The sequence below is a fragment of the Pseudomonas sp. B21-015 genome (assembly GCF_024749285.1).
Classification (GTDB): domain Bacteria; phylum Pseudomonadota; class Gammaproteobacteria; order Pseudomonadales; family Pseudomonadaceae; genus Aquipseudomonas.
Map to the genome: position 1 here is coordinate 5,804,150 of NZ_CP087196.1, position 26,517 is coordinate 5,830,666.

Genomic DNA, 26,517 nt, shown 5'->3' on the forward strand with positions numbered 1-26,517 from the left:
ATGACCGAACAGGCTTACGCCCACAAATGCCGTAACAATCGGGGAAATAGCGGGATTCAGGTGATGAAGGCGGCCCGAACGGGCCGCCAGGGTTCAGCAGAGGGGTTTGCTGCCATACCAGCGCGGTGTGTATACCCAGTCACCCCCTTCGGCGCGGGGGAACACGCAGGTGGTGGACGAGCCGATCAGCACCATGGTGCGCATGTCCACTTGCTCCGGTGTGAGCGCACCGAGTGTGGTCACCCGCAGCGTCTGGCCGGGCCGACCGATATCACGGCCCAGAACCACCGGGGTTTCAGGCGTACGGTGCTGTGCGACGATTTCCAGAGCACGGCCCAACTGCCATGGCCGCGAACGGGAAATCGGGTTATAGAAGGCCAGCGCCAGATCCGCTTCCGCAGCCAGATCCAGGCGCTTCTCGATGATCGACCACGGCTTGAGGTTGTCCGACAGCGACATCACGCAGAAGTCATGCCCCAGCGGCGCACCGGCCTGAGCGGCCGTCGCGAGGGAAGCGGAAACCCCCGGCAGAATCTCCAGATCGACGTTGTGCCAGGCCGGATCGCTCGACTCGTGCAACGCCTCAAGCACCGCTGCCGCCATGGCGAACACACCCGGGTCGCCGGACGACACCACGATCACCGAACGGCCCTGAGCCGCCAGTTCGAAGGCGTGACGGGCACGCTGCATCTCCTCGCGGTTGTCGGTGCAATGCTGCACCTGATCGGAGCGGAAGGGACCGGCCATACGCACATAGGTTTCGTAACCCAGAACGTCGGTGGCCCGCGCCAGTTCGGCCTTCACGGCAGGCACCATCAATTCGGCCGCGCCCGGTCCGAGACCGATCACCGCCAGACGCCCGCGCGGGCGGCCAATCTGTGTCACGTCCAATGGCTGCGCCGCGACGGCGATGGCCAGGCACTGCGCCACCGCAATGATCGTTGCATCGGGCACCGCGCTGCGCGCCAACTCACCGCCATCGGCTGCCGCCGCTACGAAGCGCAGTGGCACACCGAGCTCCAGCGCCGCTTCACGCAATGCCGCACTGGCGATCAAATCATCAGCCGCCACCAGGCACGCCAACGCTTGCACTGCCACTTTCGCCTGCTGCAATGCCGCGCGAACCCTGTTCGGCAGATCAGCCACTTCGGCACTCACCGCCACCGCGACGCTGCGCGGATAAATCAGCAGTTCGTTGGCGCTCGCCTCACGCTCGGCAGTGCCGACATGGATCGAACGCTGCGCCTGCGGATCTTCCGGCAGTTGCGCCTGATCCAACCACGGCGCCCCTCCTTCGATACGCACGCCGTGCCCGGCGAGCAGGTCAGAGACGAAACGCTTGCCCAGCTCCAGATCGCCGAGGGCATAACCGCTGGGCGGATTGAGCAGGCAGGTGCCAAAGCGCAATTCACCACTGGTGGTGATCGCCGCAGCGACCTGCAACCCGGCAGCGATCTCTCGCGCCATGACATTCACCCCGCCGAGGCCGCCAAGCAGCGGCACCACCGCGCTACCGTCTTCAGCCACGGCCAGCACCGGTGGCTCGGCCCCCTTCTCCAGCAGCAACGGTGCCAGGGTACGAATCACAATCCCCGCCGCGCAGAGGGCGATGATCGGCGTGTTCTGTTGATAAAGCTCGCGCAGGGTTGCGCCGAACTCGTGATAAACACGGTCAGCGCCTTCCACCCGTGCGGCCAGTCCATGGATCAGTGCGCCGGGGTATAGCTGCGCAATCTTGCGTGCGGTCGCGAGGCTGCCATTGCCGAGAATGACAATCGCCGGAGCGGAATGGGCCATCAGCCTTGCCACCTTTCACCGGGAACGATGATCAGCGAGAAATACGGCGAGGACATCGGCTCGACCTGATCCAGCGGCACGATTTTCTGATTGGCCATGGTCGCGCGCTCCACGTACAGCGCGCGCTCCGCCAGACCGAGCTCTTCCAGCACCTGACGGACCTTGGGGAAGTTGCGCCCCAGTTTCATGATCACCGCCGCATCGGCATCGGCCAGGCGCCGCTTGAGGTCTTCGTGGGGCAACACACCCGACAACACCGACAGGCTCTGGTTGCGATACACCAACGGCGCACCGAGTACCGACGCGCCGCCGAGCATCGAGCAGACACCCGGCACGACTTCGGCTTCATAACGCTCGGCCAGACGATCGTGCAGGTACATGTAGGAGCCGTAGAAGAACGGATCGCCTTCGCAGATCACCGCCACGTCACGGCCCGCATCCAGATGCGCGGCGATTTCTTCGCCGGCGGCATCGTAGAAATCGCTGATCACTTGTTCGTACGACAACGGCGCCGGCAGCGCTTCGGTGGTCACCGGGTAAACCAGCGGCAGCAGGGTTTGTGCGTCCTGCAGATGCGCTTCGATGATGCCGAACGCATTGCCCTTCTTGCCCTTGGCGACGAAGTACGCCACCACCGGTGATTCGCGCAGCAGGCGCAAGGCTTTGACGGTAATCAGTTCCGGATCACCGGGGCCGACGCCCAGGCCAATCAAACGTCCAGGTTGCTGCATCATTCGATCTCCGTGGCGAGGGCGTTGACGGCGGCGGCGGCCATGGCACTACCACCCAGCCGGCCTTGCATGATGACGAAAGGAACGCCACGGCTGTCCGCCGCGAGCATCGCCTTGGATTCGGCGGCGCCTACGAAGCCCACCGGGAAGCCGAGGATCAGCGCCGGTTTCGGCGCGCCGGCGTCGAGCATTTCCAGCAGATAAAACAGTGCGGTCGGCGCATTGCCGATCACCACCACGCTGCCTTCCAGGTGCGGGCGCCACAGCTCCAGCGCGGCGGCGGAACGGGTATTGCCCAACTCGCGGGCAAGCTCCGGGACGCTGTCGTCGCGCAGGGTGCAGATCACTGGGTTATTGGCAGGCAAACGCGCGCGGGTCACGCCTTCGCTGACCATCCGCGCGTCGCACAGAATCGGCGCGCCAGCGGCCAGTGCATCGCGCCCGGCCTTGCCGGCGCCTTCGGAAAACTGCAGACCGTCGATGGCCTCGACCATGCCGCAAGCGTGGATCACCCGCACCGCGAGTTTCTCCAGGTCGGCCGGAATGCGCGCGAGGTTGGCCTCGGCACGAATGATCGCGAAGGAGTTGCGATAGATCTCCTGACCGTCGCGGATGTAATCAAGCATCAAAGGAACTCCGTGAGCGGGCGTCGAGCAAGGCCGCGACCGCTTCAATAGTAAGGTTGCGTGCGTGCAGCGCGCCGAAACCCGGCTGCGCTGCATCGCGAAAATAGAGGTCGTAGTGACCGGGTGAGACGGCCAGCAAAGTCACTGGCGTGACGTGCGCCGCCGCGCAGGAACGCGCGCAGCCAGACAGATGCACATCAAAGACTTGGCCGTGACGTTGCAGCAACGCCGCCAGTTGCAGGGCATCACCCTTGGTGTCGGACAGGCCTTTGCCGCAACCCGCCGAACCGGTGCAGGCGATCAGATGCGCCAAGGCATCGTCTGCCGAACAGCGCAGGCCCAAACTTTCCAGGCTGTGGATAACTTGAGCGGCGTCGTCTTCGTGGATATCTGGCAGCAGCAGGCTTTGCCAAGGTGTGAAGCGCAGACTGCCATCGCCCCGTTCACGGGCCAGTTGTGCCGCGCCCCGAAGCATGGCGGGATCGAGCCGGCCCAGAGGCGGCGTCGCGCCGACATAGACACGACCGGTTTCACGCTGAGGATGAGCGCCTATGTGCAGAACACGAGAGTGCAGAACGCTTGAGTTCGTAACGCGCGGCTCGCTCACGATGGACAGTAGCGGCACACGTTCGGCCACTTGAGCGACAAACCCGGCCACCGGGTATTCGGCCAGCAGATGACGCATGCGCGTCTGGTCGGGACGCGCCAGATCGAGGAACAACTCAAGCACCGCGATCACCAACGCATGGCCGTCCTCCAGTCGCACCGCGCCCGACGGAGCCTGGGTCGGGCAACCCGCCAGACCGAAGGCCAGCACGCACTCACCCTCTAGCTCAACGACGCTCAACCACAGGTCGTGAGGATGTTCGAGCATCGCCAGGCTTTCGCCGCCATCGAGTTGCACGGCAAATTTGGCGCTCAACTGGTGAAAACGCTCATGGCTTTGCAGGCTGGTGAGGATCTGTTCGGCCAGCGCACGCGTATCAAAGCGCATGTGCCGGTCAATCCCCGCGGTCGGGCTAAGCATCAAATTGCGCACATCGTCGCCCGCCGCGGTATGCGGGCCTAATTCTGCGGCGAGCAGGCTGTCGATCAAGGCCGCCTGCTCGCTGCCAATCCCGCGAATCTGCAGGTTGGCGCGGTTGGTCGCCTCGATCACGCCCCCGGCAAAGCGTTCGGCCGCACTGGCCACCGCCTCAGCCTGAACCGCGCTGATCGAGCCGCCATTCAATTTGATCCGACAGATACCGCCATCCAGTGCCGGGACAATACGCAGCAACCCCGGGCAGGCCGAGGGGCGTAAGGCGGTGGACATCGGGCGTTCGTTCAAAGGGGCGACCGGCTGTGTGGGAAAGGCGCTTCGCGGGCGAAGGCGCGGTATTATGCCTGCTTTGTCCGACGGCATGAAAAGCCTGCCCGTCGGAACAGTCCGTTTGTGGACTTTTTTTGAGGACGGCAGATGTCACCCTGGCTGACAGTAGTAGGTATCGGTGAAGACGGCTTCAAGGGCCTGGGCAAGAACGCCCGTCGCGCCCTGCTGGGCGCCTCGCGGATCTTCGGCGGCCAGCGGCAACTGGATTTATTGCCGGTGTGCATTCGCGGCGAGCGGCAGCTCTGGCCCAGCCCGTTTTCCCTTGAACCATTGCTGGCACAGCGTGGCGAGCCGGTTTGTGTGCTGGCCAGCGGCGACCCGATGTTCTTTGGCGTGGGCGCCAGCCTTGCGCGGCAAGTGCCCGCCGAACAGATGCTGATTCTGCCGGCGCCCTCTTCTTGCTCTCTCGCGGCAGCGCGAATGGGCTGGCCGTTGCAGGACGTGGTGACGCTTTCGGTAGTCGCCCGCCCCGTCGCCGCGCTCAACGCCCATGTGTTCAGTGGTGTGCGCTTGCTGGTGTTGAGCAACGACGGTCAGAGTCCGGCGGCCATCGCGGCGTTGCTGCGCGAGCGCGGTTTCGGGCCGAGTCGCCTCACCGTGCTGGAACATCTGGGCGGCGAAGCCGAACGACGCATCGAAGGTGTCGCCAACGATTGGACTGACCCGGCGATCGCCGACCTGAACCTGATCGCCATCGAATGCATCGCTGAAACGAACACCCCGCGCCTGTCCCGACTGGCCGGCCTGCCGGACTCAGCCTTCCAGCATGACGGCCAACTGACCAAGCGCGATGTACGCGCCATCACCCTCGCCCGCCTTGCTCCGACACCCGGCGAACTGCTGTGGGACGTCGGCGCTGGCAGCGGTTCGATCGGCATCGAATGGATGCGCGCTCATCCGAGTTGCCGGGCGCTGGCGATCGAAGCTGATGAAGGGCGGCAGCTGTTGATCGAACACAACCGCGATGCCCTCGGCGTCCCCGGCCTGCAATTGATTCGTGGCAAGGCACCACAAGCCTTGGTCGGACTCGAACGCCCGGATGCGATTTTCATCGGTGGCGGCGTCACCCGCGAAGGTGTGCTCGACACTTGCTGGGCGCAACTCAAACCCGGTGGCCGGTTGATCGCCAACGCCGTCACCCTGCAAAGCGAAGTGACCCTGATGGCCTGGCGTGAACGGCATGGCGGTGAACTGACCCGCATTCACGTCGCTCAGGCGCAACCACTGGGCGAGTTCGATACCTGGCGTCAGGCGCTGCCGATTACCTTGCTGGACGTGACGAAACCCCTCGATGCGTGACGAAACCGCCGAACAACCCGCCCCGCTGCGCAGCGGCCTGACCACCGGCAGCTGCGCCACCGCCACCAGCCTCGCGGCGGCACGCCTGCTGCTTGGTGGCGTTGAAGCGGACGCCGTCGAGATCATTCTGCCCAAAGGCAAACGGGTGCAGATGCGCCTGGAATTCTGTCGGCTGATGAACGACGGCGCCGAAGCCGGAACGATCAAGGACGCCGGCGACGACCCGGACGTGACCCACGGCGCCCTGCTCTTTTCCCAGGTGCGCCTGCGCAGCGAGCCAGGCATCCGCTTCAGCGCCGGCCGTGGCGTGGGTACCGTCACCCGTCCCGGGCTGGTGCTGAACGTCGGCGAACCGGCGATCAACCCGGTGCCGCGCAAGATGATCAGCGAGCACCTGACGCGGCTGGCCGAGGAGCTGGATTACCAGGGTGGTTTCGAGGTCACGGTGAACGTCGAGGACGGCGAAGCCCTGGCGCTGAAAACCATGAACCCGCGACTGGGGATTCTCGGCGGCTTGTCGATCCTCGGCACCAGCGGCATCGTCCGGCCATTCTCCTGCGCGGCTTACATCGCCTCGATCCATCAAGGCATCGACGTGGCCAAAACCAACGGTTACCTGCACATCGCCGCGTGCACTGGCAATGCCAGCGAAGACACCATGCGCCGAGTCTACGATCTGCCGGAAATCGCCCTGATCGAAATGGGCGACTTCGTCGGCGCGGTGCTCAAGCATTTGCGCAAAGTGCCTGTGGATAAACTCAGCCTGTGCGGCGGCTTCGGCAAGATCAGCAAACTGGCGGCCGGGCACATGGATTTGCACAGTCGGCATTCAAGCATCGACCTGCCGCAACTGGCTGAATGGGCCGCAGCGGTTGGCGCCGATGAGGCGTTGCAACAAGCGATCCGCGACGCCAATACCAGTCAGCAGGCGTTGGCGATGGCCAGCGCCGCCGGGATCGCGCTCGGCGACGCGGTGTGTCAGCACGCCCTGGACTTTGCCCGCAGCGTGGTGCCGGCGCAGGTTCAGGTCGAAGTGTTCGCCATCGATCGCCAGGGCGGGATTGTCGGCCATGCGGGAGTTTTCCAATGAAGCGTGTGTTGTTGCTCGGTGGTGTGACTGAAGCATTGGCCATTGCCCGGACCCTGGGGCCGGAACACATCTATAGCCTGGCCGGTGTCGGGCGTGTGCCAACGGATCTGAACTGCCAGGTTCGGGTTGGCGGCTATGGCGGCGCTGAAGGTCTGGCGCAATTCATCCGGGATGAAGGCATTGACCTGCTGCTGGATGCGACCCATCCCTACGCAGCGCAAATCAGCCAGAACGCCGCCACCGCCGCGAAGTTGAGCGGCATTGCTTGCTGGGCTTTGCGGCGTCCGGCCTGGCAACCACAAGCCGGGGATGATTGGCGCGAAGTCAGTGACTGGGCCGAGCTGATCGAAGCGCTTAAGTCTTTCCGTCGACCGCTGTTCACCCTCGGACGCGAGCCGCTGCAGCACCTGCACGAAATCCCGCCGGAGCAATTCTGGACCTTGCGTGCACTGGACGTTTATCCGGGTAACGAGCGCTGCGAAGTGATCGGCGCGCGTGGGCCGTTTCTGATCGAGGATGAACGCGAACTGTTCGAACGTCGGCAGATCGACGTGCTGATCAGCAAGAACAGCGGCAGCACCGCCACCGAGCCGAAACTGGAAGTGGCGCGGGAACGTGGAGTGCCGGTGCTGGTGTTGAAGCGGCCGGTGTTGCCGGGGGTTGAGCGGGGGTTTGAGGCGGTGGATGAGGTGCTGGCAGAACTGGGGAAGCGCAATCTAACGGACGCGTAAATAATTGTGGCGAGGGAGCTTGCTCCCGTTGGGCCGCGAAGCGGCCCCCCTATCTCAAAAAAGAAAGGGACCGCTGCGCAGTCCAACGGGAGCAAGCTCCCTCGCCACAGGATTGTGGATTAGCCTCAACTCATCCGGCATTTCCAATCGATACCGCTACACTCGTTTGAAGTCTGCTGCGACACCACACCGCACGCGGCCTTTTTACTTATCATCCCTGATCAGGCTAAATAGCCGCGCCTGATTGCCCACTCAACCGGATCTGCCCTCATGTCCCGACAACGGCTTGCATTTGCCTGGATCGCCTGCTTTGCAGTGCTGTTCAACATGCTCGCCATGCCGATGTCCGGAGCGATGGCGCAGACGGCGAAATCGCCTGCCGAGCAGTTGTTGTGGGGCAGTTTCTGTACTTCCAGCGGCACGAAGCTGGTGGCGATTTCCCTCGGCGCTATCGAGCAGAAAGCTCCGCAGAGCGACGACCATTCCAACATGCAACATTGCTGGTGTTGCTCGGGTTCCGCACCGTTAGTGGCGCTACCGGGGCATGCTCCGCAATTGTATTTCGCGCGATTCGAGGCCAATCGAAGCCTGCCGCCTGCCACGCTCGACACACCGACACCGCGCCAGCAATGGCCCAGTCTCAACCCCCGCGCGTCCCCTCTGGTGTGATTCCTTCTCGCAAGTGACCTGCGTTTTGAATCGTTCTGGAGAACTGCCATGTTGAACAAACTCATCGTTCTGGCTGTGTTGCTGCTGCCTGCCTGTTTTGCCAATGCCCACGAATACAAGGCTGGCGAGCTTGAGATCGCCGATCCGTGGTCGCAAGAGTTGCCGCCCAATGCGCCCACCGTCGCGGCGTATTTCGTGATTCACAACAGCGGCAAAACCGCTGACCGGCTGCTCAGCGTCGGATCGCCGATATCCGGCAAGGCCGAGTTGCACGAACATGTGATGCAAAACGATCTGATGAAAATGCAGCAAGTGCCCAGCGTCGAGGTTCCGGCTGGCGGCGAAGCCACCTTCGCGCCGATGGCGTATCACGTGATGCTGCTGGAGCTGAAAGACCGCAGCCTGTTGAGCGACGGCAAGCGCTTTCCGCTGACGATGCACTTCGAGAAGTCTGGCGATGTGACGGTCGAGGTCACGGTGCAGAAAAAGGCACCAGACGGCATGCAAGAGCATATGCACGCTCAGTAATCGCCCGCGTTGAAATCGCCCATGCGCCCGCTTGGCGCCAGGTCATCCGTGCAACGTCGTCAGTCAATGAGCCTGACGCGTGGCAGCTGGATCAGCCTGTTCGCCATGCTGATGATCTTTATCGGTCCGCTGATTTCTCAGTCGATGCCGATGGATTCGCGCGCCTCGATGTCCTTGAGCATGTCGATGGACATGCCCATGGACATGTCGGCCATGGAGCATGGCGCGCAACCCGCCGCCGAGCACTGCCCACCCAAAGCCGACCATCATGCGCTCTGGGAAAAATGCGGCTATTGCAGCCTGCTGTTCAATTGCCCGGCGCTCACTGGCGGCCAGTCCTTCGTCGCCTTCAACAATCCACAGACAACCACCTTCACCACACCCTTCACCCGCCTGGGCCACGCCCGGCAAACCTTCTTCCCCGGCGCCCGCACCCGCGCGCCGCCCATCGTCGCGTAAACACCCACCTCCGCTCTCACACGGTTTAGAAGACAGCCGCAGGTTGCCGGCCGTGTCGTTTACGACTGTTCGATGGAAATTGTCATGTCCAGGTTTTCTGCTGACACACGTTTGGGCACTGCCCAGGCTTCTCTTGCCCTGAACCAATCCTGCGTTCGTTTCAGGCAGGCCACCGCCGTCCTTTGCGGCTTGCTGCTGACACCGATGGTGCTGGCCGATGAACACACAGGCCACACCGAAGAACTGAGCCCGACGGTGATCACTGCCATTGCGCCAAGTTCGCCGCTGACCATCGTCACCAACCCCAAGGACCCGCGCCAACCGGTGCCGGCCAGCGACGGTGGCGATTATCTGAAGACCATCCCCGGTTTCGCGCTGGTACGCAACGGCGGCACCAACGGCGATCCGGTGCTGCGCGGCATGTTCGGCTCGCGCCTGAATATCCTCACCAACGGCAGCATGATGCTCGGCGCCTGCCCCGGCCGCATGGACGCGCCAACCTCGTACATTTCACCGGAAACCTACGACAAACTCACCGTCATCAAAGGCCCGCAAACCGTGCTCTGGGGGCCCGGCGCATCGGCTGGCACCATCCTGTTCGACCGCGAGCCGGAAAGCTTCGGCGAACTCGGCACCCGGGTGAACGCCAGCGTGCTGGCCGGTTCCAACGGCCGCTTCGACAAAGTGGTGGACGCCGCTGCCGGCGGGCCGCTGGGTTACGTGCGGGTGATCGGCAACACCGCGCATTCCGACGACTACAAGGACGGCGACAACGACACCGTGCCTTCGCGCTATGACAAGTGGAACGGCGACGTTGCTGTCGGCTGGACCCCGAGCGCCGACACGCTGCTGGAGCTGACTGCCGGCAAAGGCGATGGCGAAGCCCGCTACGCCGGGCGCGGCATGGACGGTTCGCAGTTCTTGCGCGAAAGCCTGGGCCTGCGCTTCGAACAATCAAACATCGGTGAGGTACTGGATAAGGTCGAGGCGCAGGTCTACTACAACTACGCTGACCACGTGATGGACAACTACACCCTGCGCACACCGTCCGGCACCGGGATGATGGCCGGCCCCATGGCCTCTAACGTCGACCGTCGAACCCTCGGTGCGCGAATCAAAGCCACTTGGCGCTGGGCCGATGTGCAGCTGATCGGTGGCCTGGATGCGCAAACCAACGAACATCGCCAACGCAGCGCGATGGGCGTCGACGCCTACAAGGATGTGCCACGCAACAAGGACGCCGACTTCCACAATTACGGCGTGTTCAGCGAACTGACCTGGTACGCCGCCGACCGTGATCGGCTGATCACCGGTGCACGACTGGATCGCGCCTCGGCCAAGGATTACCGGCAGACCATCGGCTCCGGGATGATGGCCCGCTCGAACCCAACGGCCGACGACACCCGCGCCGATACGCTGCCGAGCGGTTTCGTCCGTTACGAACATGACCTGGCCGACAGTCCGACCACGCTGTACGCGGGCCTCGGTCATGCCCAGCGCTTCCCGGATTACTGGGAGCTGTTTTCGCCCAACTCAGGCCCTGCCGGTTCAGTGAATGCGTTCGACTCGATCAAACCGGAAAAAACCACCCAGTTCGACTTCGGCCTGCAATACAAGACCGAAGACCTCGAAGCCTGGGCCTCGGGTTACGTCGGCCAGGTGCGTGACTACATCCTGTTCAACTACACGCCCGGGATGATGGGCACCACCTCACAAGCCGAGAACATCGACGCGCGAATCATGGGCGGCGAACTCGGTGCGGCCTACAAGCTGACAGCCCACTGGAAAGCCGACGCGACCCTCGCCTACGCCTGGGGCAAGAACAGCAGCGACGGCACCGCCCTGCCGCAAATGCCGCCGCTGGATGCACGTTTCGGCCTGACCTACAGCGAAGACAACTGGAGCGCCGGCGCCCTGTGGCGGGTGGTCGCGGCGCAGAACCGCATCGACCGGAACAAGGGCAACGTGGTCGGCAAAGACTTCGACACAAGCTCGGGCTTTGGCGTGTTTTCGCTCAACGGCGCGTACCGGATCAACAAGAACTGGAAGGTCAGCAGTGGCGTCGACAATTTGTTTGGCAAGGCTTACGCCGAACACTTGAACCTGGCGGGCAACGCCGGTTTCGGCTTCCCGGCCAATGATCCGCAAGCCATCAACGAACCGGGGCGCACGCTCTGGACCAAGGTGGATATGAGCTTCTAAAAGCTTCGCGGGCAAGCCCGCTCCCACACGGGCGACGTTGAACCTGTGGGAGCGGGCTCGCCCGCGATCGGTTGCGCAGCAACCGCACTAAAGAACAAAAACCTACGCCTGGCGGAGCACACGAATGAAACACCCCAAACCGAATTTCTACAACCTGGCCTGGCGCTGGCATTTCTATGCCGGCCTGTTCGTCGCACCCTTCATGGTCATGCTGGCCCTGACCGGCATCATCTACCTGTTCAAACCGCAACTCGATCCGTTGATGTACGGCAGCCTGCTGAACGTCCCGGCCGCTCATCACACAGTCACCGCCGACGACCTGCTAAAACGCGTGAAAGAGGCGTATCCACAAGGCCGGATCAAGCAGTACCTGCCACCGGTCAACGCCGAGCGCAGTGCACAATTTGTGGTGATCAATGAAGGTCATGAACTGAACGTGTTCATCGATCCGTACCACGGCGACATCCTTGGCGAGCAAGACGCGAAGAAGAATCTGCAAGCGATTGCGCGCTCGATTCACAGCGAATTGATGATCGGCACCGTCGGTGATCGGCTGGTGGAACTGGCCGCCGGTTGGGGCGTCGTGCTGGTGGTCTCCGGGCTATTTTTGTGGTGGCCGCGCGGCCAGTCCGCCGGGGTTCTCTGGCCACGTTTGAACAGTCGTGGCCGCGTGCTCTGGCGTGACCTGCACGCAGTGACCGGTTTCTGGGGCGCGGCGTTCTTGCTGGTGATGCTGCTCAGTGGCATGACCTGGACCGGGTTCTGGGGCAAGCAATACGCCAACCTCTGGAACCGCTTCCCGGTCGCCATGTGGAATGACGTGCCCAAGTCCGACGTCGAGGCCCGCAGCCTCAACAGCGCCACGCGCCAGACCGTGCCCTGGGCCATGGAGAACACGCCGATGCCGATGTCCGGCGACCACGCTGAACACATGGCTCACACCGGCACACAGGCCGGTCCGGCAGCGCCGACCATCAGCCTGCAAGACGTGCAGAACATCGCCGTGCAGCGCAAGGTCGAGCCCGGCTACAGCATCACCTTCCCCACCACGGCCACCGGTGTGTTCACCCTCGCGGTGTTCGCCGACGACCCGCGCAACGACGCCACCCTGCATATCGACCAATACACCGGCGACGTCCTCGCCGACGTGCGCTGGGAGCATTACAGCAACGTCGCCCGGGCCACGGAAGTCGGCGTGATGCTGCACGAAGGCAAGATGTTCGGCCCGTTCAATCAGATCATCGTGCTGCTGATCTGCCTGATGATTTTGCTCAGCGCCGTCAGCGGTGTGGTGATCTGGTGGAAGCGTCGCCCGCAGGGCAAATTCGGCGTGCCGCCGCTGCGTCATGATCTGCCGAAGTGGAAAACCGCGATGGTCATCATGCTCGGGCTGGCGGTGATGTTTCCGTTGGTGGGGGCTTCGCTGGTCGTCGTGTGGGCATTGGATTGGACGCTGCTGTCGCGCTTGGGCCGGCAAACTGAATCCACCTCACCTTCATCATGAAACAGGCGAGATGCGCGGGATAGAGGGATCTGTAGACTTCCGGCGCTTATCTCCCGGTCATTTTTAGTGTTACTGTATAACTCAAATGTACCGCCTTGCCCGCAGCCGGATGCTGCGGGTTTTCTTTTGAAGAAGTGACTCACCGCCTCGATGAACAAGTACCTCTTGTCCGGCCTCTGCCTGCTCGCGATGAATAACAGCGCCCAAGCGCAGCCGCTGACTCTGCCGACCGGCACCATTACCGCACCGGCCTTTGACGACGACACCGTCAGCCTGAACACCCCGACCACCGCCGGTTCACGCCTTGATCTGACGTCGCTGGAAACCCCGGCCAGTGTCGAAAGCCTGACCGGCGAACAAGTCCGCTCGCGTGGTGATCGCAACGTGCAGGACGCGGTGTCGCGCAGCACCGGGATCAGCCGCACCGGTACGCCCGGCGATGGCGGCACGTCGTTGTCGGCGCGGGGTTTTACCGGGCAGGGTTCGGTGATGCAGTTGTTCGACGGCAACCGAATGTACTCCGGCATGGGCACCGTGACCTTCCCGGTCGACACCTGGTCGGTGGAGCGGGTCGATGTGCTGCGCGGCCCGGCGTCGGTGCTGTACGGCGAAGGCGCGACCGGCGCAGTGGTCAACGTGATCCCGAAAAAGCCCTTTGAAGGCGAGATCGAAAACCACGTTCGCCTCGGTTACGGTTCCTACGACAGCCAGCAACAGGCCTTCGACAGTGGCGGTTCGTTGAGCGATACGTTGAGCTACCGCTTGAACCTCAATCGCCTGCGCAGCAACGGTTGGGTCGACCGTGGAGATTCATCCAGCGACTTCATCAGTGCCGCCCTGCGTTGGCAGGCAACGGATGATCTGGCCTTCACCCTGGCCCATGATTACGGCGATCAGAAGCCGATGAATTATTTCGGCACGCCGCTGATCAACGGGCACTTCAAAGAGAGCCTGCGAGACAAGAACTACAACGTCAGCAATGACAAGCAACACTACAACGATCAATGGACGCGCCTGACCAGCGACTGGCAGATTTCCGAGAACATCAGTTCGAGCAATGAACTCTATTACCTCAAGGCCCAACGTCGCTGGCAGAACGCCGAGAACTACAACTTCGACCGCGATAACCAACAACTCAGCCGTAGCGGCTATTTCGGCATCGGCCACAAGCAGGAACAGGTCGGCGACCGTCAGACCTTCACCTTCAAACACTCGCTGTTCGGTCTCGACAGCCAGACCGTGACCGGCGTCGATTACAACCGCATCCGCTTCCAGCTCGACAGCAACTCGCCGTTCACTGACGTCTTGCCCGATGGCCAACCGGTCGATCTGTATCACCCGCAGCGCGGCAACTTTGAGAGTGCCGATCCGTACCGCGATCAGTTCCAGTCCACCACCAGACAAATGTCGGCCTTCGCCGAGAACCGCACCCAGCTGAGCGAACGCTGGTCCCTGGTGACCGGTGTGCGCCGCGACTACGTGCACGTGGACCGCGACAACCTGATCGATGGTAGCCAAAGCGACAAGCCCCTGACCGGCAACAACTGGAAGGCTGGCCTGGTGTTTGCCGTGACACCGGACACCTCGTTCTATGGCCAGTACGCCACCAGCACAGATGGTGTCGGCGGTTTGATTTCCCTGAACCCGAGCCAACAGCAATATGACCTGGCTAGCGCCAGGCAGACCGAAATCGGTGTGAAGCAGATGTTCTGGGACCAACGCGGCGAATGGACCCTGGCGGCCTATCGCATCGTCAAAAAGAAACTGCTGACCGATGATCCAGGCAATCCGACGCTCAAGCAGCAGGTCGGTCAGCAATCGTCCAACGGGCTGGAAGCCAGCCTCGATCTGCAACTGCCGCACGCCTGGCAGTTGCAGGCCAACGCCGCCATCGTCAAAGCCAAATACGATGACTTCGAAGAGGTGGTCAGTGGTGTGCCAGTGTCGCGCAACGGCAATCGCCCGGTGGACGTGCCACGGCGCACGGCGAATCTGTGGCTGAGCAAAGCGATCAACGATGACCTGAAGGCCGGGGCCGGTGTGCGCTATGTCGATGCGCGTTTTGCAGACATGACCAACCAGAACGAACTGCCGAGCTACACCGTGGTGGACGCCACGCTGTCATGGAAAGCGCTGCGTAATACGACGCTGGGGGTGCAGGTGAACAATCTGTTTGACCGTCAGTACGCGCAAAGCCAATACAATGAGGGCCAGCAGTGGATCCTCGGCGAGCCGCGATCGTTTTTTGTCACCGCTGATTACACCTTTTAAAAGATGGAATGCTCTTGTGGCGAGGGAGCTTGCTCCCGCTGGGTTGCGAAGCGACCCCAAAACCAGGCGCGCCGGTTTTCTCTGACACTGCGCATTGTCTGGTTTTGCGACTGCTGCGCAGCCGAGCGGGAGCAAGCTCCCTCGCCACAGGTGTGTGCTGACTTGAACGATCATCAGGAATGAAATGACCTCGCTGAACCTCACGAACCTCGCCTGGACACCCCTGGGTCACGGCCATTGCCATCACCAGTTCCAGCTGCGTGACGCATCGCTGCACGTGGCTGCCGGTGAGTTCGTCGGGTTGATCGGCCCCAACGGCAGCGGCAAAACCAGCCTGTTGCGTTGCGCCTATCGTTTCAGCAAACCGGAAAGCGGTGAGGTCAAACTCGACCATCACAACGTCTGGAAGCAATCCTCTCGTTGGTGCGCGCAACGCATCGCGGTGGTGTTGCAGGAGTTCCCCGATGCCTTCGGTTTGACCGTCGAAGAAGTGGTCGCCATGGGCCGCACGCCGCACAAAGGCCTGTTTGATGGCGACACCCTTGAAGACCGAAAACTCGCGACCAACGCCCTCGAATCGGTCGGCCTCAAGGGCTTCGAAGACCACGCCTTCGCCACCCTTTCCGGCGGTGAAAAACAGCGTGTGATCCTCGCCCGCGCCCTGGCCCAGCAACCGCAATTGCTGATCCTCGACGAGCCGACCAATCACCTCGACCCGCGCTATCAGCTGGAGCTGTTACAACTGGTCAAACGCCTGCAAATCGGCACGCTGGCGAGTATTCACGACCTCAATCTGGCAGCGGCTTTCTGCGATCGGCTGTACGTAATCAATCACGGTCACATTGTGGCCAGCGGCCCCCCCAAAGAAGTCCTGACCGCACAACTTTTGCACAACGTGTTCGGCGTCGACGCCCTGATCGATGACCATCCCTTGCACGGCTACCCACGAATCACCTGGATAACCCAACCATGACTTTGCGTTCCCTGTTTTGCGTCGCTCTGTTGCTGGGCAGCGCCCAAGCATTGGCCGAGGCCACCCATTACCCGCTGACCGTCCAGAGCTGCAACCGCGAAGTCACCTTCAAGGCAGCACCGAAACACGCGGTCAGCCATGACATCAACATGACCCAGATGATGCTCGCCCTCGGTCTCAAACCCAGGATGGCGGGGTATAGCGGCGTGACGGGCTGGAAGTCGGTGACGCCCGAGATGCAGACCATCCTCGATGGCTTGCCGGAGCTCGCGGCCAAGTACCCGTCGGTGGAAACCCTGCTCAACGCCAACGTCGATTTCTTCTTTGCCGGTTGGGATTACGGCATGCGCGTCGGCGGCGATCTCACGCCGCAAACCCTGCAACCGCTGGGCATCAACGTCTACGAACTCACCGAGTCCTGCGCCTTCGTCATGAAGCGCCCGCCGGCCAGTCTGGAAGACACTTACAACGACCTGCGCAACCTCGGGAAAATCTTCGACGTGCAGGATCGCGCCAACACCGTGATCGCCCAGATGCAGGCGCAAGTCGCCGACATCCGCAAGGATCTGCCGACGGACAAACCTCGGGTGTTTCTCTACGACAGCGGTGAGGACCGGGCCATGACTTCCGGGCGCCTCGGCATGCCACAGGCGCTGATCGATGCCGCCGGTGGGCGCAACATTCTCGACGACGTCGAGGCGAGCTGGACCCGGGTGAATTGGGAGAACGTGGTCGAGCGCAATCCGCAGGTGATCGTGATCGTCGACTACGGCGAAGTCACCGCCGAGCAGAAGGAGCAATTCCTGCGCAGCAACCAGGCCCTGCAATCGGTGGACGCGATCAAGAACCAGCGTTTCATCGTCATTCCGTACGTGCAGGCCACGCCCGGGATCGACAACGTGCTGGCGGTCGAAACCCTGGCCAAGGGTTTCCACGGCGAATGATCGATCGTCGCTATGCCTTGTTGCTGATCGCCCTCGGCGCGCTGTTGCTGGTGTCGTGTGTGGTATCGCTGGGCTTCGGCCCGGCGCGGGTGCCGGTGGAGGTGGTCTGGCGGATATTGCTGCACAAGATTGTTGGTGTCGGTGTTGCGGACTGGACTGCCGGCCAGGAACACATCGTCTGGCTGATCCGCGTACCGCGCATGTTGCTCGGAGCGCTGGTGGGTGCCGGCCTGGCGCTGATCGGCGCGGTGCTGCAAGCGGTGACGCGCAATCCATTGGCTGATCCGCACCTGCTTGGCGTGACCTCCGGCGCGACCCTCGGCGCGGTGATCGTGGTGTTGCATGTCGGTGAAATCGTCGGGGTGCTGACCTTGCCGATTGCCGCGTTTATTGGCGCGTTGTTGAGCATGTTGATCGTGCTGATGATCGCCAATCGCAATGGGCGGCTGGACAGTGATCGGCTGCTGCTGTGCGGCGTGGCGGTGTCGTTCGTGATGATGGCGATCGCCAATTTGCTGTTGTTTCTCGGTGATCACCGCGCCAGTTCTGCGGTGATGTTCTGGATGCTCGGCGGGCTCGGGTTGGCGCGTTGGGAATTGCTCGCGGTGCCGGCCGCCAGTGTTTTGCTTGGGTTGGTGTTGTTGCTGGGGATGGCTCGGCCGTTGAATGCGTTGATGGCGGGTGAACAGACGGCGGTGACCCTCGGCCTCAATGCTCGCACCGTGCGGCTGCGGGTGTTTTTGATTGCCTCGTTGATGACCGGGGTGTTGGTATCGATCAGTGGGTCCATCGGGTTTGTCGGGCTGATGGTGCCGCACATTGCGCGGCGGTTGGTCGGGGCTGAACACCGGCGATTGCTGCCGGTGTGCGTCTTGTTGGGCAGCCTGTTCCTCGTCTGGGTGGATGTGGCCGCACGTACCCTGATCGCCCCGGAAGACTTGCCCATCGGAGTAGCCACTGCGGCGATTGGCGGGTTGTTCTTCATCGGCCTGATGCGCCGCCGCTGACTCCACAAGGACACCACTGGACCTGTGGGAGCTGGCTTGCCTGCGATGGCGGCGGCACATTCAACATTTCTGTGGCTGACCCACCGCTATCGCGGGCAAGCCCGCTCCCACAGGGATGTATGGCTCCGCATACCCGGATTTGATCGTTCCCACGCTCCCGCGTGGGAATGCCGCCAGGGACGCTCCGCGTTCCGCTGTTGAATGTTTAACGGATGTGTCAAAACACGGAACTTTCCCACGCCTTTTTCAGGTTGTTCGTCGGACGCGAGCCCTCTAGTCTTGGGCTGTCGCTGAAAACTCAGCGATCGGGTGTGAGAGCCCGGAAGAGGTTTTAATCCATCGCCAGTACCACCATAATCGCCGACAGCTTATCCGCTGCCTGCAATGCTCTATGGCGGCTGTGTGCGGGCGGACTTCGGTCCGGCCGGGTTTGATCCTCTACCGGTTTCTCACTCCGCACATAGCTGCCACCACTCCGTCGCGTGAGAAACGACGAGTGATGGCTTCAACTGATTAGAGGACATTTCAATGAATAAGAAACTCGTACCAGACCCACCCTTCAATACCACCACCCCCAACGCCGAAGCCTCGCGCACCGAAGAATTACTCAAAGACCGCGAAGCCATAAAACGCGCCCTCGACTACTACCTCGATCCCCCGGCGCCCTACACCGAAAAACCCCGCCGCCCCAGCACCATGTTCATCGTCGCCCCGAATATGGATACCGAAAGCCTCCTGGCCCACGCCTGTGAATCGTTGGCCACAGCGAGTGTCCTGGCCAGCGATTCCGCCAACAACCTGATCGGACCGCAGCGCTATACGGTGTTGGCGATTCAACAGAGCATCATGCTGGCAGAGCTGGCGGTGAACCGGGCGCTGGATAACGTCGATCCGGCGTAGACCGCGTTATCGTTCATCGCGAGCAGGCTCGCTCCCACAGGGATTATCGTCGTCCACAGATTCCGCGTACGACACACATCTACTGTGGGAGCGAGCCTGCTCGCGATGGCGGCGGCACATTCAATACTCTTGTGACTGACTCACCATCTTCGCGAGCAAGCTTCGCTCCTACAGGAGCCAGGCAATATCTGCGCCCCAATGTGGCGCACCTCTTCGCACCAACGCGCCAATCGCGATCCTTCATGGTGCGCCGCCCACACCGCGCAACCGCTCTAATACGACATTTCCTTGCCCTTCCCCGACCGGGCACAGCCCTTGCTAAAGACCCTTCAGTCGTCCGCATCTGCCAACCATAAAAAACTTTAACGTTCATGGAGATCGCACAATGAAGCGTCGCAGTTTGATCAAGGCTTTCACACTATCGGCAAGCATTGCCGCGATGGGCATGGCCTGGACGGTCCAGGCCGCCGAGACCATCAAGGTCGGTATTCTGCATTCGTTGTCCGGGACCATGGCGATCTCCGAAACCTCGCTCAAAGACATGGCGTTGATGACCATCGACGAAATCAACGCCAAGGGCGGCGTGAACGGCAAGATGCTTGAACCTGTAGTGGTTGACCCGGCATCGAACTGGCCGCTGTTCGCCGAGAAAGGCCGGCAGTTGCTGACCAAGGACAAGGTGGCAGTGGTGTTCGGTTGCTGGACGTCGGTGTCGCGTAAATCGGTGCTGCCGGTGTTCGAAGAGCTCAACGGCCTGCTGTTCTACCCGGTGCAATACGAAGGCGAAGAGATGTCGCCGAACGTGTTCTACACCGGCGCGGCACCCAACCAGCAAGCGATTCCGGCGGTGGAATACCTGATGAGTGAAGAAGGCGGCAGCGCCAAGCGTTACTTCCTGCTCGGCACCGACTACGTCTACCCGCGTACCACCAACAAGATTCTGCGCTCGTTCCTGCACTCCAAAGGTGTGGCGGACAAGGACATCGAAGAGGTCTACACCCCATTCGGCCACAGCGATTACCAGACCATCGTGGCCAACATCAAAAAATTCTCCGCCGGTGGCAAGACAGCGGTCATCTCCACGGTCAACGGCGACTCCAACGTGCCGTTCTATAAGGAACTGGCCAACCAGGGCCTGAAAGCCACCGACGTTCCGGTCGTGGCGTTCTCCGTGGGCGAAGAAGAATTGCGCGGCATCGACACCAAGCCGCTGGTGGGCAACCTCGCGGCGTGGAACTACTTCGAGTCGGTCGAGAACCCGCAGAACAAGAAATTCGTCGCCGACTGGAAAGCCTACGCCAAGAAACACAACCTGCCGGGCGCCGACAAAGCGGTGACCAACGACCCGATGGAAGCCACCTACGTCGGCATCCACATGTGGGCGCAAGCGGCGGAGAAAGCCAAGTCCACCGACGTCGACAAAGTCCGCGAAGCCCTGGCCGGCCAGACCTTCGCTGCGCCGTCCGGCTACACCCTGACCATGGACAAGACCAACCACCACCTGCACAAGCCGGTGATGATCGGCGAGATTCAGGCCGACGGTCAGTTCAACGTGGTGTGGCAGACCGAAGGGCCGATCCGCGCCCAACCGTGGAGCCCGTTCATTCAGGGTAACGACAAGAAGCCGGATTATGCGGTGAAGAGCAACTGATTCACCCCGCTTAGCCTGATCGTTCCCACGCTCTGCGTGGGAATGCCTCAACGGACGCTCTGCGTCCGCTTTGGGACGCGGAGCGTCCCGGGCTGCATTCCCACGCGGAGCGTGGGAACGATCAATACAGGACACTCGCTATGCCCACCGCCCTTTACCGCTTGATCCTCGTCATCGCACTTTTGTTACCGATGGCCACCCACGCCGGCGACGCCGAAGACTTCGTCGCGGCCAATCCCTTGCAGCAAGCAAAACTGCTGGAAGCCTGGGCCGCGCAACCCGATCCGGTCCGTATCGAACTGATCAACGCCCTGCAACAAGGCGAATTGACTGTCGATGGCCAGCCTAAAATCCTGCGCCTGAATAACCGCTTGCGAGGTCTGATCGACACCGCTTTGGCCAGCCACCAATTACTCGCCGCCGACGCACAAATCCGCTTGGCCGCCGCACAGCAATTGCAGAAAAGCGCCAAACCCGCGCAGCTGAAATTCCTCGACCAGCAACTGGCTGGCGAAAAAGACGAAACCGTTCACGCCGCCCTGAGCCTGGCGCTGGCCAATCTGCAGCTGGTAGACACCGATCCTGCCGTGCGCCTCGCCGCTGTGCGTCTGCTCGGTGAAACCGGCGACCCACTGGCCCGCACCCGCCTCGAAGGGTTGCTGGAACCCGGCGTCGAAGCCGACGCCAGCGTGCGCACCGCCGCTGAAACCAGCCTGGCTCAGGTCAAACGCAAACTGCTGATCGGTGAGATCCTCGGGCAAGCCTTCAGCGGTATGTCCCTCGGTTCGATTCTGCTGCTGGCGGCATTGGGGCTAGCAATCACCTTCGGCCTGCTCGGCGTGATCAACATGGCCCACGGCGAGATGCTGATGCTAGGCGCCTACTCGACTTACGTGGTGCAATTGATGTTCCAGCGCTTCGCCCCGCAAGCCATTGAGTTCTATCCGCTGATTGCCCTGCCGGTAGCGTTTTTCGTCACCGCTGCAATCGGGATGGCACTGGAACGCACGGTGATTCGTCATCTCTACGGTCGCCCATTGGAAACCCTGCTCGCCACGTGGGGCATCAGCCTGATGCTGATTCAGTTGGTGCGCCTGGTGTTTGGCGCGCAGAACGTTGAAGTGGCCAACCCGGCCTGGCTCTCGGGTGGGATTCAGGTGTTGCCGAACCTGGTGCTGCCGTACAACCGTATCGTGATCATCGCGTTCGCCTTGTTTGTGGTGGTGCTGACCTGGCTGCTGCTGAACAAGACGCGCCTCGGTTTGAACGTGCGCGCCGTCACCCAGAACCGCAACATGGCCGCCTGCTGCGGCGTGCCTACCGGGCGCGTCGACATGCTCGCCTTCGGCCTCGGCTCGGGCATTGCTGGCCTCGGCGGCGTGGCGCTCAGCCAGATCGGCAACGTCGGCCCGGACCTCGGCCAGAGCTACATCATTGACTCGTTCCTGGTGGTGGTACTCGGCGGTGTCGGTCAACTGGCCGGCAGCGTGCTCGCCGCCTTCGGGCTCGGCATCGCCAACAAAATTCTCGAACCGCAGATCGGTGCGGTGCTGGGCAAAATCCTGATCCTCGCGCTGATCATTCTGTTCATCCAGAAACGTCCGCAAGGCCTCTTCGCACTGAAAGGACGGGTGATCGACTGATGAATCAGCCTCTGATACTCACGGCCACACAAAAAGCCGGCCCCAAGGTCACGATCGCCGTCGGTGGAGTAATCCTCGCTCTGCTGCTGGCGTTGCCATTGCTGTCGTTGTTGCCAGCAGACAGCATCTTTCATGTCTCGGCTTACACGCTGACGCTGGTGGGCAAGATTCTTTGCTATGCCATCGTCGCCCTGGCGCTGGATCTGGTCTGGGGTTACGCCGGCCTTTTGTCGCTGGGTCACGGTCTGTTCTTCGCCCTCGGCGGTTACGCCATGGGCATGTACCTGATGCGCCAGGCTTCGGGTGACGGCTTGCCGGCGTTCATGACGTTCCTGTCGTGGACCGAGTTGCCGTGGTACTGGACCGGCACCAGCAGCTTCCTCTGGGCCATGTGCCTGGTGGTGCTGGCGCCGGGTTTGCTGGCGCTGGTGTTCGGTTTCTTCGCCTTCCGTTCGCGGATCAAGGGCGTGTATTTCTCGATCATGACTCAGGCCCTGACCTTCGCCGGGATGCTGCTGTTTTTCCGCAACGAAACCGGGTTTGGCGGCAACAACGGTTTCACCAACTTCCGCACCATCCTCGGGTTCGGCATTACGGAACCGGGGACGCGTGCGGTGTTGTTTTTCGCCACGGTGCTGTTGCTGGTGGCGAGCCTGTTCATCGGCTGGCGGCTGGCGCAAAGCAAGTTTGGCCGAGTACTGACCGCGTTGCGCGATGCCGAAAACCGCCTGATGTTTTGCGGCTACGACCCGCGTGGTTTCAAACTGTTCGTGTGGGTGTTGAGCGCGGTGCTATGCGGTTTGGCTGGCGCGCTGTATGTGCCGCAAGTCGGCATCATCAACCCGAGCGAAATGTCGCCGACCAACTCGATCGAGGCCGCCGTGTGGGTCGCCTTGGGTGGTCGCGGCACGCTGATCGGGCCGTTGCTTGGCGCCGGAGTGGTCAATGGCATGAAGAGCTGGTTCACCGTGGCATTCCCGGAATACTGGCTGTTCTTCCTCGGCGCGCTGTTCATCGTCGTGACGTTGTACCTGCCTAAAGGCGTGATCGGCCTGCTGAAAAAAAGAGGTGAACAATGAGAGTCACTGCGACGGCGGAATTCATGCTCGAACCGGCCTTTTTCCCCGTGGAGCCCAACAAGGACGCCGGCAGCAGCCGCGACGCCATCGGCCTCGGGCAACGCGTGGGCCCCGGCCTGAATACGCGCCACGGCACCATCCTGACCCTGGAAGACATCAGCGTCAGCTTCGATGGTTTCAAGGCGCTGAACGATTTGAACCTGTACATCGGTGTAGGTGAATTGCGCTGCATCATCGGCCCCAACGGCGCGGGCAAGACCACGCTGATGGACGTGATTACCGGCAAGACTCGCCCTAGCCATGGCAAAGCCTGGTTCGGTGAAACCCTCGATCTGACGCAGATGAGTGAAGTGCAGATTGCCCAGGCCGGCATCGGTCGCAAGTTTCAGAAACCGACAGTGTTCGAAGCGCTGAGTGTGTTCGAAAACCTGGAGCTGGCACAGAAGACCGACAAGTCGGTATGGGCCAGCCTGCGGGCACGTCTGAGCGGCGAACAAACAGATCGCATCAGCGAGGTGCTGGAGACCATTCGCCTGACCGCTTCGGTCAATCGCCCGGCGGGTTTGTTGTCCCACGGTCAGAAGCAGTTTCTGGAAATCGGCATGTTACTGATGCAAGACCCGCAACTGCTGTTGCTCGACGAGCCGGTGGCAGGCATGACCGACGCCGAAACCGAATTCACCGCCGAGCTGTTCAAAAGCCTGGCCGGCAAGCATTCGCTGATGGTGGTCGAACACGACATGGGCTTCGTCGGCTCGATCGCCGACCACGTCACCGTGTTGCACCAGGGCAGCGTGCTGGCCGAAGGGTCGCTGGAACAGGTGCAGGACAATGAGCGGGTGATCGAGGTGTACCTCGGTCGCTAGACCTGCAAATACAAAACCTGTGGGAGCGGGCTTGCCCGCGATGAGGCCTGCACATCCAACATCTTTGTTGAGTGACACACCGCCATCGCAGGCAAGCCAGCTCCCACAGGGTTCTGTGTGGAACAGAAGGAATTAGAACATGCTGCAAGTCGACAAGCTGCACCAGTACTACGGCGGTAGCCACATCCTGCGGGGCCTGACGTTTGAGGTGAAGGTCGGCGAAGTCACCTGCCTGCTCGGGCGCAATGGCGTGGGCAAGACCACCCTGCTCAAATGCCTGATGGGTTTGCTGCCGGCCAAAGAAGGCGCGGTGAACTGGGAAGGCAAACCGATCACCACATTCAAGCCGCACCAACGGGTGCATGCCGGCATCGCTTACGTGCCTCAGGGCCGGGAGATCTTTGGCCGACTGACCGTGGAAGAAAACCTGCTGATGGGCCTGTCACGGTTTCCCGGCTCTGAAGCCAAGGAAGTCCCGGCGTTCATCTACGAGCTGTTCCCGGTCCTGCTGCAAATGAAGCAACGGCGTGGCGGTGACTTGTCCGGGGGGCAGCAACAGCAACTGGCGATCGGTAGAGCACTGGCCAGCCGTCCACGGTTGCTGATTCTCGACGAACCCACCGAAGGTATCCAGCCGTCAGTGATCAAGGAAATCGGCGCGGTGATCAAGCAACTCGCAGCGCGGGGCGACATGGCGATTCTGCTGGTGGAGCAGTTCTACGATTTCGCCGCCGAACTGGCCGACCAGTATCTGGTGATGTCTCGGGGAGAGATCGTGCAGCAGGGTCGTGGCGAAAATATGGAGGCCGAGGGTGTACGCGGTCTGGTTACGATCTAATCTGTAGCGTCCTAACGATAATTAGAAAATATGACCTTACCTGCCCACACCATCCTGTTCACCCCCAGCTGGCATGCCGAGCTGGAACTGGGTTACGCCCGTTTCGGTGACAGCACACGCCCGGTCCAGCGCCGTCACAAAGGCCCGCTGCGGGTGCAGAAGCATCTGTATGCCGAAGGCCCCGAGGTGTGTCAGCACATCATCGTCCACCCGCCGGGCGGGATTGCCGGTGGTGATCGGCTCGACATCTCAGCCAGCGTCGGTACGCACGCCTGGGCGCAAATCACCAGCCCCGGCGCCGCCAAGTGGTATCGCGCGGCCGGGCCGGCTTATCAGAAACTCGACTTGCGTGTTGCCGCCGGTGCTACGTTGGAGTGGCTGCCGCAAGAGACGATTATCTTCAGCGACGCTCAGGCGGAACTCAGCACGAGCATTGATCTGCAAGGCGATGCACGGCTGTTCTACTGGGACGTGGTGGCATTGGGTCGCCCGGCCAGTGGCGAACGCTTCGACCTCGGGCATTTTCAGGCGCACCTGGACATCCGCCGCGACGGCCAGTTGCTGTGGCACGAACGCCAGCGCATTGTCGGGAACGATGGTTTGCTGGACTCGCCGATAGGGCTGGATGGCCAACCGGTGTTTGCGACGTTGCTGGTGACGGGTGAAATTGATAGCGAATTGCTGGAGAAGTGCCGCTCGCTGAGCAATGACGTGCGCGGGGATCTGACGCAGCTGCCGGGGCTTTTGGTCGCCCGATGCCTGGCCAGTGAAGCGCTGTTGGCGCGAGGCTGGCTGATCGATTTGTGGCGGTTGCTCAGGCCAGCATTGCTTGGCCGAGAAGCCGTCCCGCCCAGAATATGGGCCACCTGAATGATGCTTTTATGTGGGAGCGAGCCTGCTCGCGATAGCAGTCTTACAGCCAACATCTCTATTGGATGTGATGGCCCCATCGCGGGCAAGCCCGCTCCCACAGGTTTTGTATTTACAGATCCGAATACCTTTTTATCTGCCCGGATGGATTCCAAACGATGGACCTGACCCCACGCGAAAAAGACAAGCTGCTGATCTTCACCGCCGGCCTCGTGGCCGAACGACGTTTGGCTCGCGGCGTGAAGCTCAATTACCCGGAGGCCATGGCCTATATTTCCGCGGCGTTGCTCGAAGGCGCGCGGGACGGCCAGACCGTGGCCGAGCTGATGCATTACGGCACCACCCTGCTCAGCCGCGAACAAGTGATGGAAGGCATCCCGGAAATGATCCCGGAGATCCAGGTCGAAGCGACGTTTCCCGACGGCACCAAACTGGTCACCGTTCACCAACCGATCGCCTGAGGCCGC

Annotated in this window: 24 protein-coding genes; 20 read left to right on the top strand and 4 right to left on the bottom strand. The window is 61.8% G+C overall.

Annotated elements, in window-relative coordinates:
- Positions 1–93: 93 nt before the first annotated feature.
- From cobJ to cobG, 4 genes are read right to left on the bottom strand one after another with little or no spacing between them, the layout of a single operon-like run.
- Entirely contained in the window at positions 94–1,797 is a 1,704-nt protein-coding gene (cobJ, locus tag LOY38_RS26510; RefSeq protein WP_258697751.1) for a precorrin-3B C(17)-methyltransferase, read from the bottom strand.
- On the bottom strand, positions 1,797–2,528 hold the full coding sequence (locus tag LOY38_RS26515) for a precorrin-2 C(20)-methyltransferase (RefSeq protein ID WP_258700795.1): 732 nt from the start codon (positions 2,526–2,528) through the stop codon (positions 1,797–1,799). Before LOY38_RS26515 ends, cobJ begins: the two co-directional genes overlap by 1 nt.
- The gene (locus LOY38_RS26520) at positions 2,528–3,154 is read right to left on the bottom strand and encodes a precorrin-8X methylmutase (RefSeq protein ID WP_007937188.1); all 627 of its coding nucleotides are present in this window, start codon (positions 3,152–3,154) and stop codon (positions 2,528–2,530) included. Before LOY38_RS26520 ends, LOY38_RS26515 begins: the two co-directional genes overlap by 1 nt.
- The gene (cobG, locus tag LOY38_RS26525; protein ID WP_309475861.1) at positions 3,147–4,469 is read right to left on the bottom strand and encodes a precorrin-3B synthase; all 1,323 of its coding nucleotides are present in this window, start codon (positions 4,467–4,469) and stop codon (positions 3,147–3,149) included. Before cobG ends, LOY38_RS26520 begins: the two co-directional genes overlap by 8 nt.
- A gap of 144 nt (positions 4,470–4,613) precedes the next feature.
- On the opposite strand from cobG, the gene cbiE reads away from it, so the two are divergent.
- The 20 genes from cbiE to ureA all read left to right on the top strand — a co-directional run bounded on the left by cbiE (position 4,614) and on the right by ureA (position 26,511).
- Positions 4,614–5,825: a precorrin-6y C5,15-methyltransferase (decarboxylating) subunit CbiE gene (gene cbiE, locus LOY38_RS26530; protein ID WP_258697753.1), complete on the top strand. Its 1,212-nt coding sequence runs from the start codon at positions 4,614–4,616 to the stop codon at positions 5,823–5,825.
- On the top strand, positions 5,818–6,915 hold the full coding sequence (locus LOY38_RS26535) for a cobalt-precorrin-5B (C(1))-methyltransferase (protein ID WP_258697754.1): 1,098 nt from the start codon (positions 5,818–5,820) through the stop codon (positions 6,913–6,915). Before cbiE ends, LOY38_RS26535 begins: the two co-directional genes overlap by 8 nt.
- Entirely contained in the window at positions 6,912–7,646 is a 735-nt protein-coding gene (locus LOY38_RS26540) for a cobalt-precorrin-6A reductase (protein WP_258697755.1), read from the top strand. The genes LOY38_RS26535 and LOY38_RS26540 overlap by 4 nt, the downstream gene beginning before the upstream one ends.
- Positions 7,647–7,916: 270 nt before the next feature.
- Positions 7,917–8,315, top strand: a complete 399-nt coding sequence (locus LOY38_RS26545; protein WP_258697756.1) for a DUF2946 domain-containing protein — start codon at positions 7,917–7,919, stop codon at positions 8,313–8,315.
- 48 nt (positions 8,316–8,363) lie between these two features.
- A complete protein-coding gene (locus tag LOY38_RS26550; RefSeq protein WP_258697757.1) occupies positions 8,364–8,843 on the top strand; it encodes a copper chaperone PCu(A)C in 480 nt (159 codons plus the stop codon).
- 21 nt (positions 8,844–8,864) lie between these two features.
- Entirely contained in the window at positions 8,865–9,302 is a 438-nt protein-coding gene (locus LOY38_RS26555) for a DUF2946 domain-containing protein (RefSeq protein WP_258697758.1), read from the top strand.
- Between the two features lie 84 nt (positions 9,303–9,386).
- Complete coding sequence (locus tag LOY38_RS26560) at positions 9,387–11,504, top strand: TonB-dependent copper receptor (RefSeq protein WP_258697759.1); 2,118 nt, start codon at positions 9,387–9,389, stop codon at positions 11,502–11,504.
- A 124-nt stretch (positions 11,505–11,628) separates the two neighbouring features.
- Positions 11,629–13,008 carry a PepSY domain-containing protein gene (locus LOY38_RS26565; protein ID WP_258697760.1) on the top strand — a complete coding sequence of 460 codons (1,380 nt, stop codon included), beginning with the start codon at positions 11,629–11,631 and terminating at the stop codon, positions 13,006–13,008.
- A gap of 150 nt (positions 13,009–13,158) precedes the next feature.
- Complete coding sequence (locus LOY38_RS26570; protein ID WP_258697761.1) at positions 13,159–15,279, top strand: TonB-dependent siderophore receptor; 2,121 nt, start codon at positions 13,159–13,161, stop codon at positions 15,277–15,279.
- A 184-nt stretch (positions 15,280–15,463) separates the two neighbouring features.
- The gene (locus LOY38_RS26575; protein ID WP_258697762.1) at positions 15,464–16,252 is read left to right on the top strand and encodes an ABC transporter ATP-binding protein; all 789 of its coding nucleotides are present in this window, start codon (positions 15,464–15,466) and stop codon (positions 16,250–16,252) included.
- Positions 16,249–17,196, top strand: a complete 948-nt coding sequence (locus LOY38_RS26580; RefSeq protein ID WP_258697763.1) for an ABC transporter substrate-binding protein — start codon at positions 16,249–16,251, stop codon at positions 17,194–17,196. The genes LOY38_RS26575 and LOY38_RS26580 overlap by 4 nt, the downstream gene beginning before the upstream one ends.
- A complete protein-coding gene (locus LOY38_RS26585; protein WP_258697764.1) occupies positions 17,193–18,203 on the top strand; it encodes an iron ABC transporter permease in 1,011 nt (336 codons plus the stop codon). Before LOY38_RS26580 ends, LOY38_RS26585 begins: the two co-directional genes overlap by 4 nt.
- A 528-nt stretch (positions 18,204–18,731) precedes the next feature.
- Positions 18,732–19,103 (top strand): DUF6124 family protein, encoded by a 372-nt coding sequence (locus LOY38_RS26590; RefSeq protein WP_258697765.1) that lies wholly within the window; start codon positions 18,732–18,734, stop codon positions 19,101–19,103.
- Positions 19,104–19,488: 385 nt separating this feature from the next.
- On the top strand, positions 19,489–20,754 hold the full coding sequence (urtA, locus tag LOY38_RS26595) for an urea ABC transporter substrate-binding protein (RefSeq protein ID WP_258697766.1): 1,266 nt from the start codon (positions 19,489–19,491) through the stop codon (positions 20,752–20,754).
- A gap of 140 nt (positions 20,755–20,894) precedes the next feature.
- Entirely contained in the window at positions 20,895–22,397 is a 1,503-nt protein-coding gene (urtB, locus tag LOY38_RS26600) for an urea ABC transporter permease subunit UrtB (protein ID WP_258697767.1), read from the top strand.
- Positions 22,397–23,476 (top strand): urea ABC transporter permease subunit UrtC, encoded by a 1,080-nt coding sequence (gene urtC / locus LOY38_RS26605; protein WP_258697768.1) that lies wholly within the window; start codon positions 22,397–22,399, stop codon positions 23,474–23,476. Before urtB ends, urtC begins: the two co-directional genes overlap by 1 nt.
- Positions 23,473–24,342 (top strand): urea ABC transporter ATP-binding protein UrtD, encoded by an 870-nt coding sequence (gene urtD / locus LOY38_RS26610; protein WP_258697769.1) that lies wholly within the window; start codon positions 23,473–23,475, stop codon positions 24,340–24,342. Before urtC ends, urtD begins: the two co-directional genes overlap by 4 nt.
- Before the next feature lie 139 nt (positions 24,343–24,481).
- Positions 24,482–25,180 carry an urea ABC transporter ATP-binding subunit UrtE gene (gene urtE, locus LOY38_RS26615; protein WP_007907370.1) on the top strand — a complete coding sequence of 233 codons (699 nt, stop codon included), beginning with the start codon at positions 24,482–24,484 and terminating at the stop codon, positions 25,178–25,180.
- Positions 25,181–25,210: 30 nt separating this feature from the next.
- The gene (locus LOY38_RS26620) at positions 25,211–26,050 is read left to right on the top strand and encodes an urease accessory protein UreD (RefSeq protein WP_258697770.1); all 840 of its coding nucleotides are present in this window, start codon (positions 25,211–25,213) and stop codon (positions 26,048–26,050) included.
- A gap of 158 nt (positions 26,051–26,208) precedes the next feature.
- A complete protein-coding gene (ureA, locus tag LOY38_RS26625; RefSeq protein WP_007937143.1) occupies positions 26,209–26,511 on the top strand; it encodes an urease subunit gamma in 303 nt (100 codons plus the stop codon).
- Positions 26,512–26,517 lie beyond the last annotated feature (6 nt).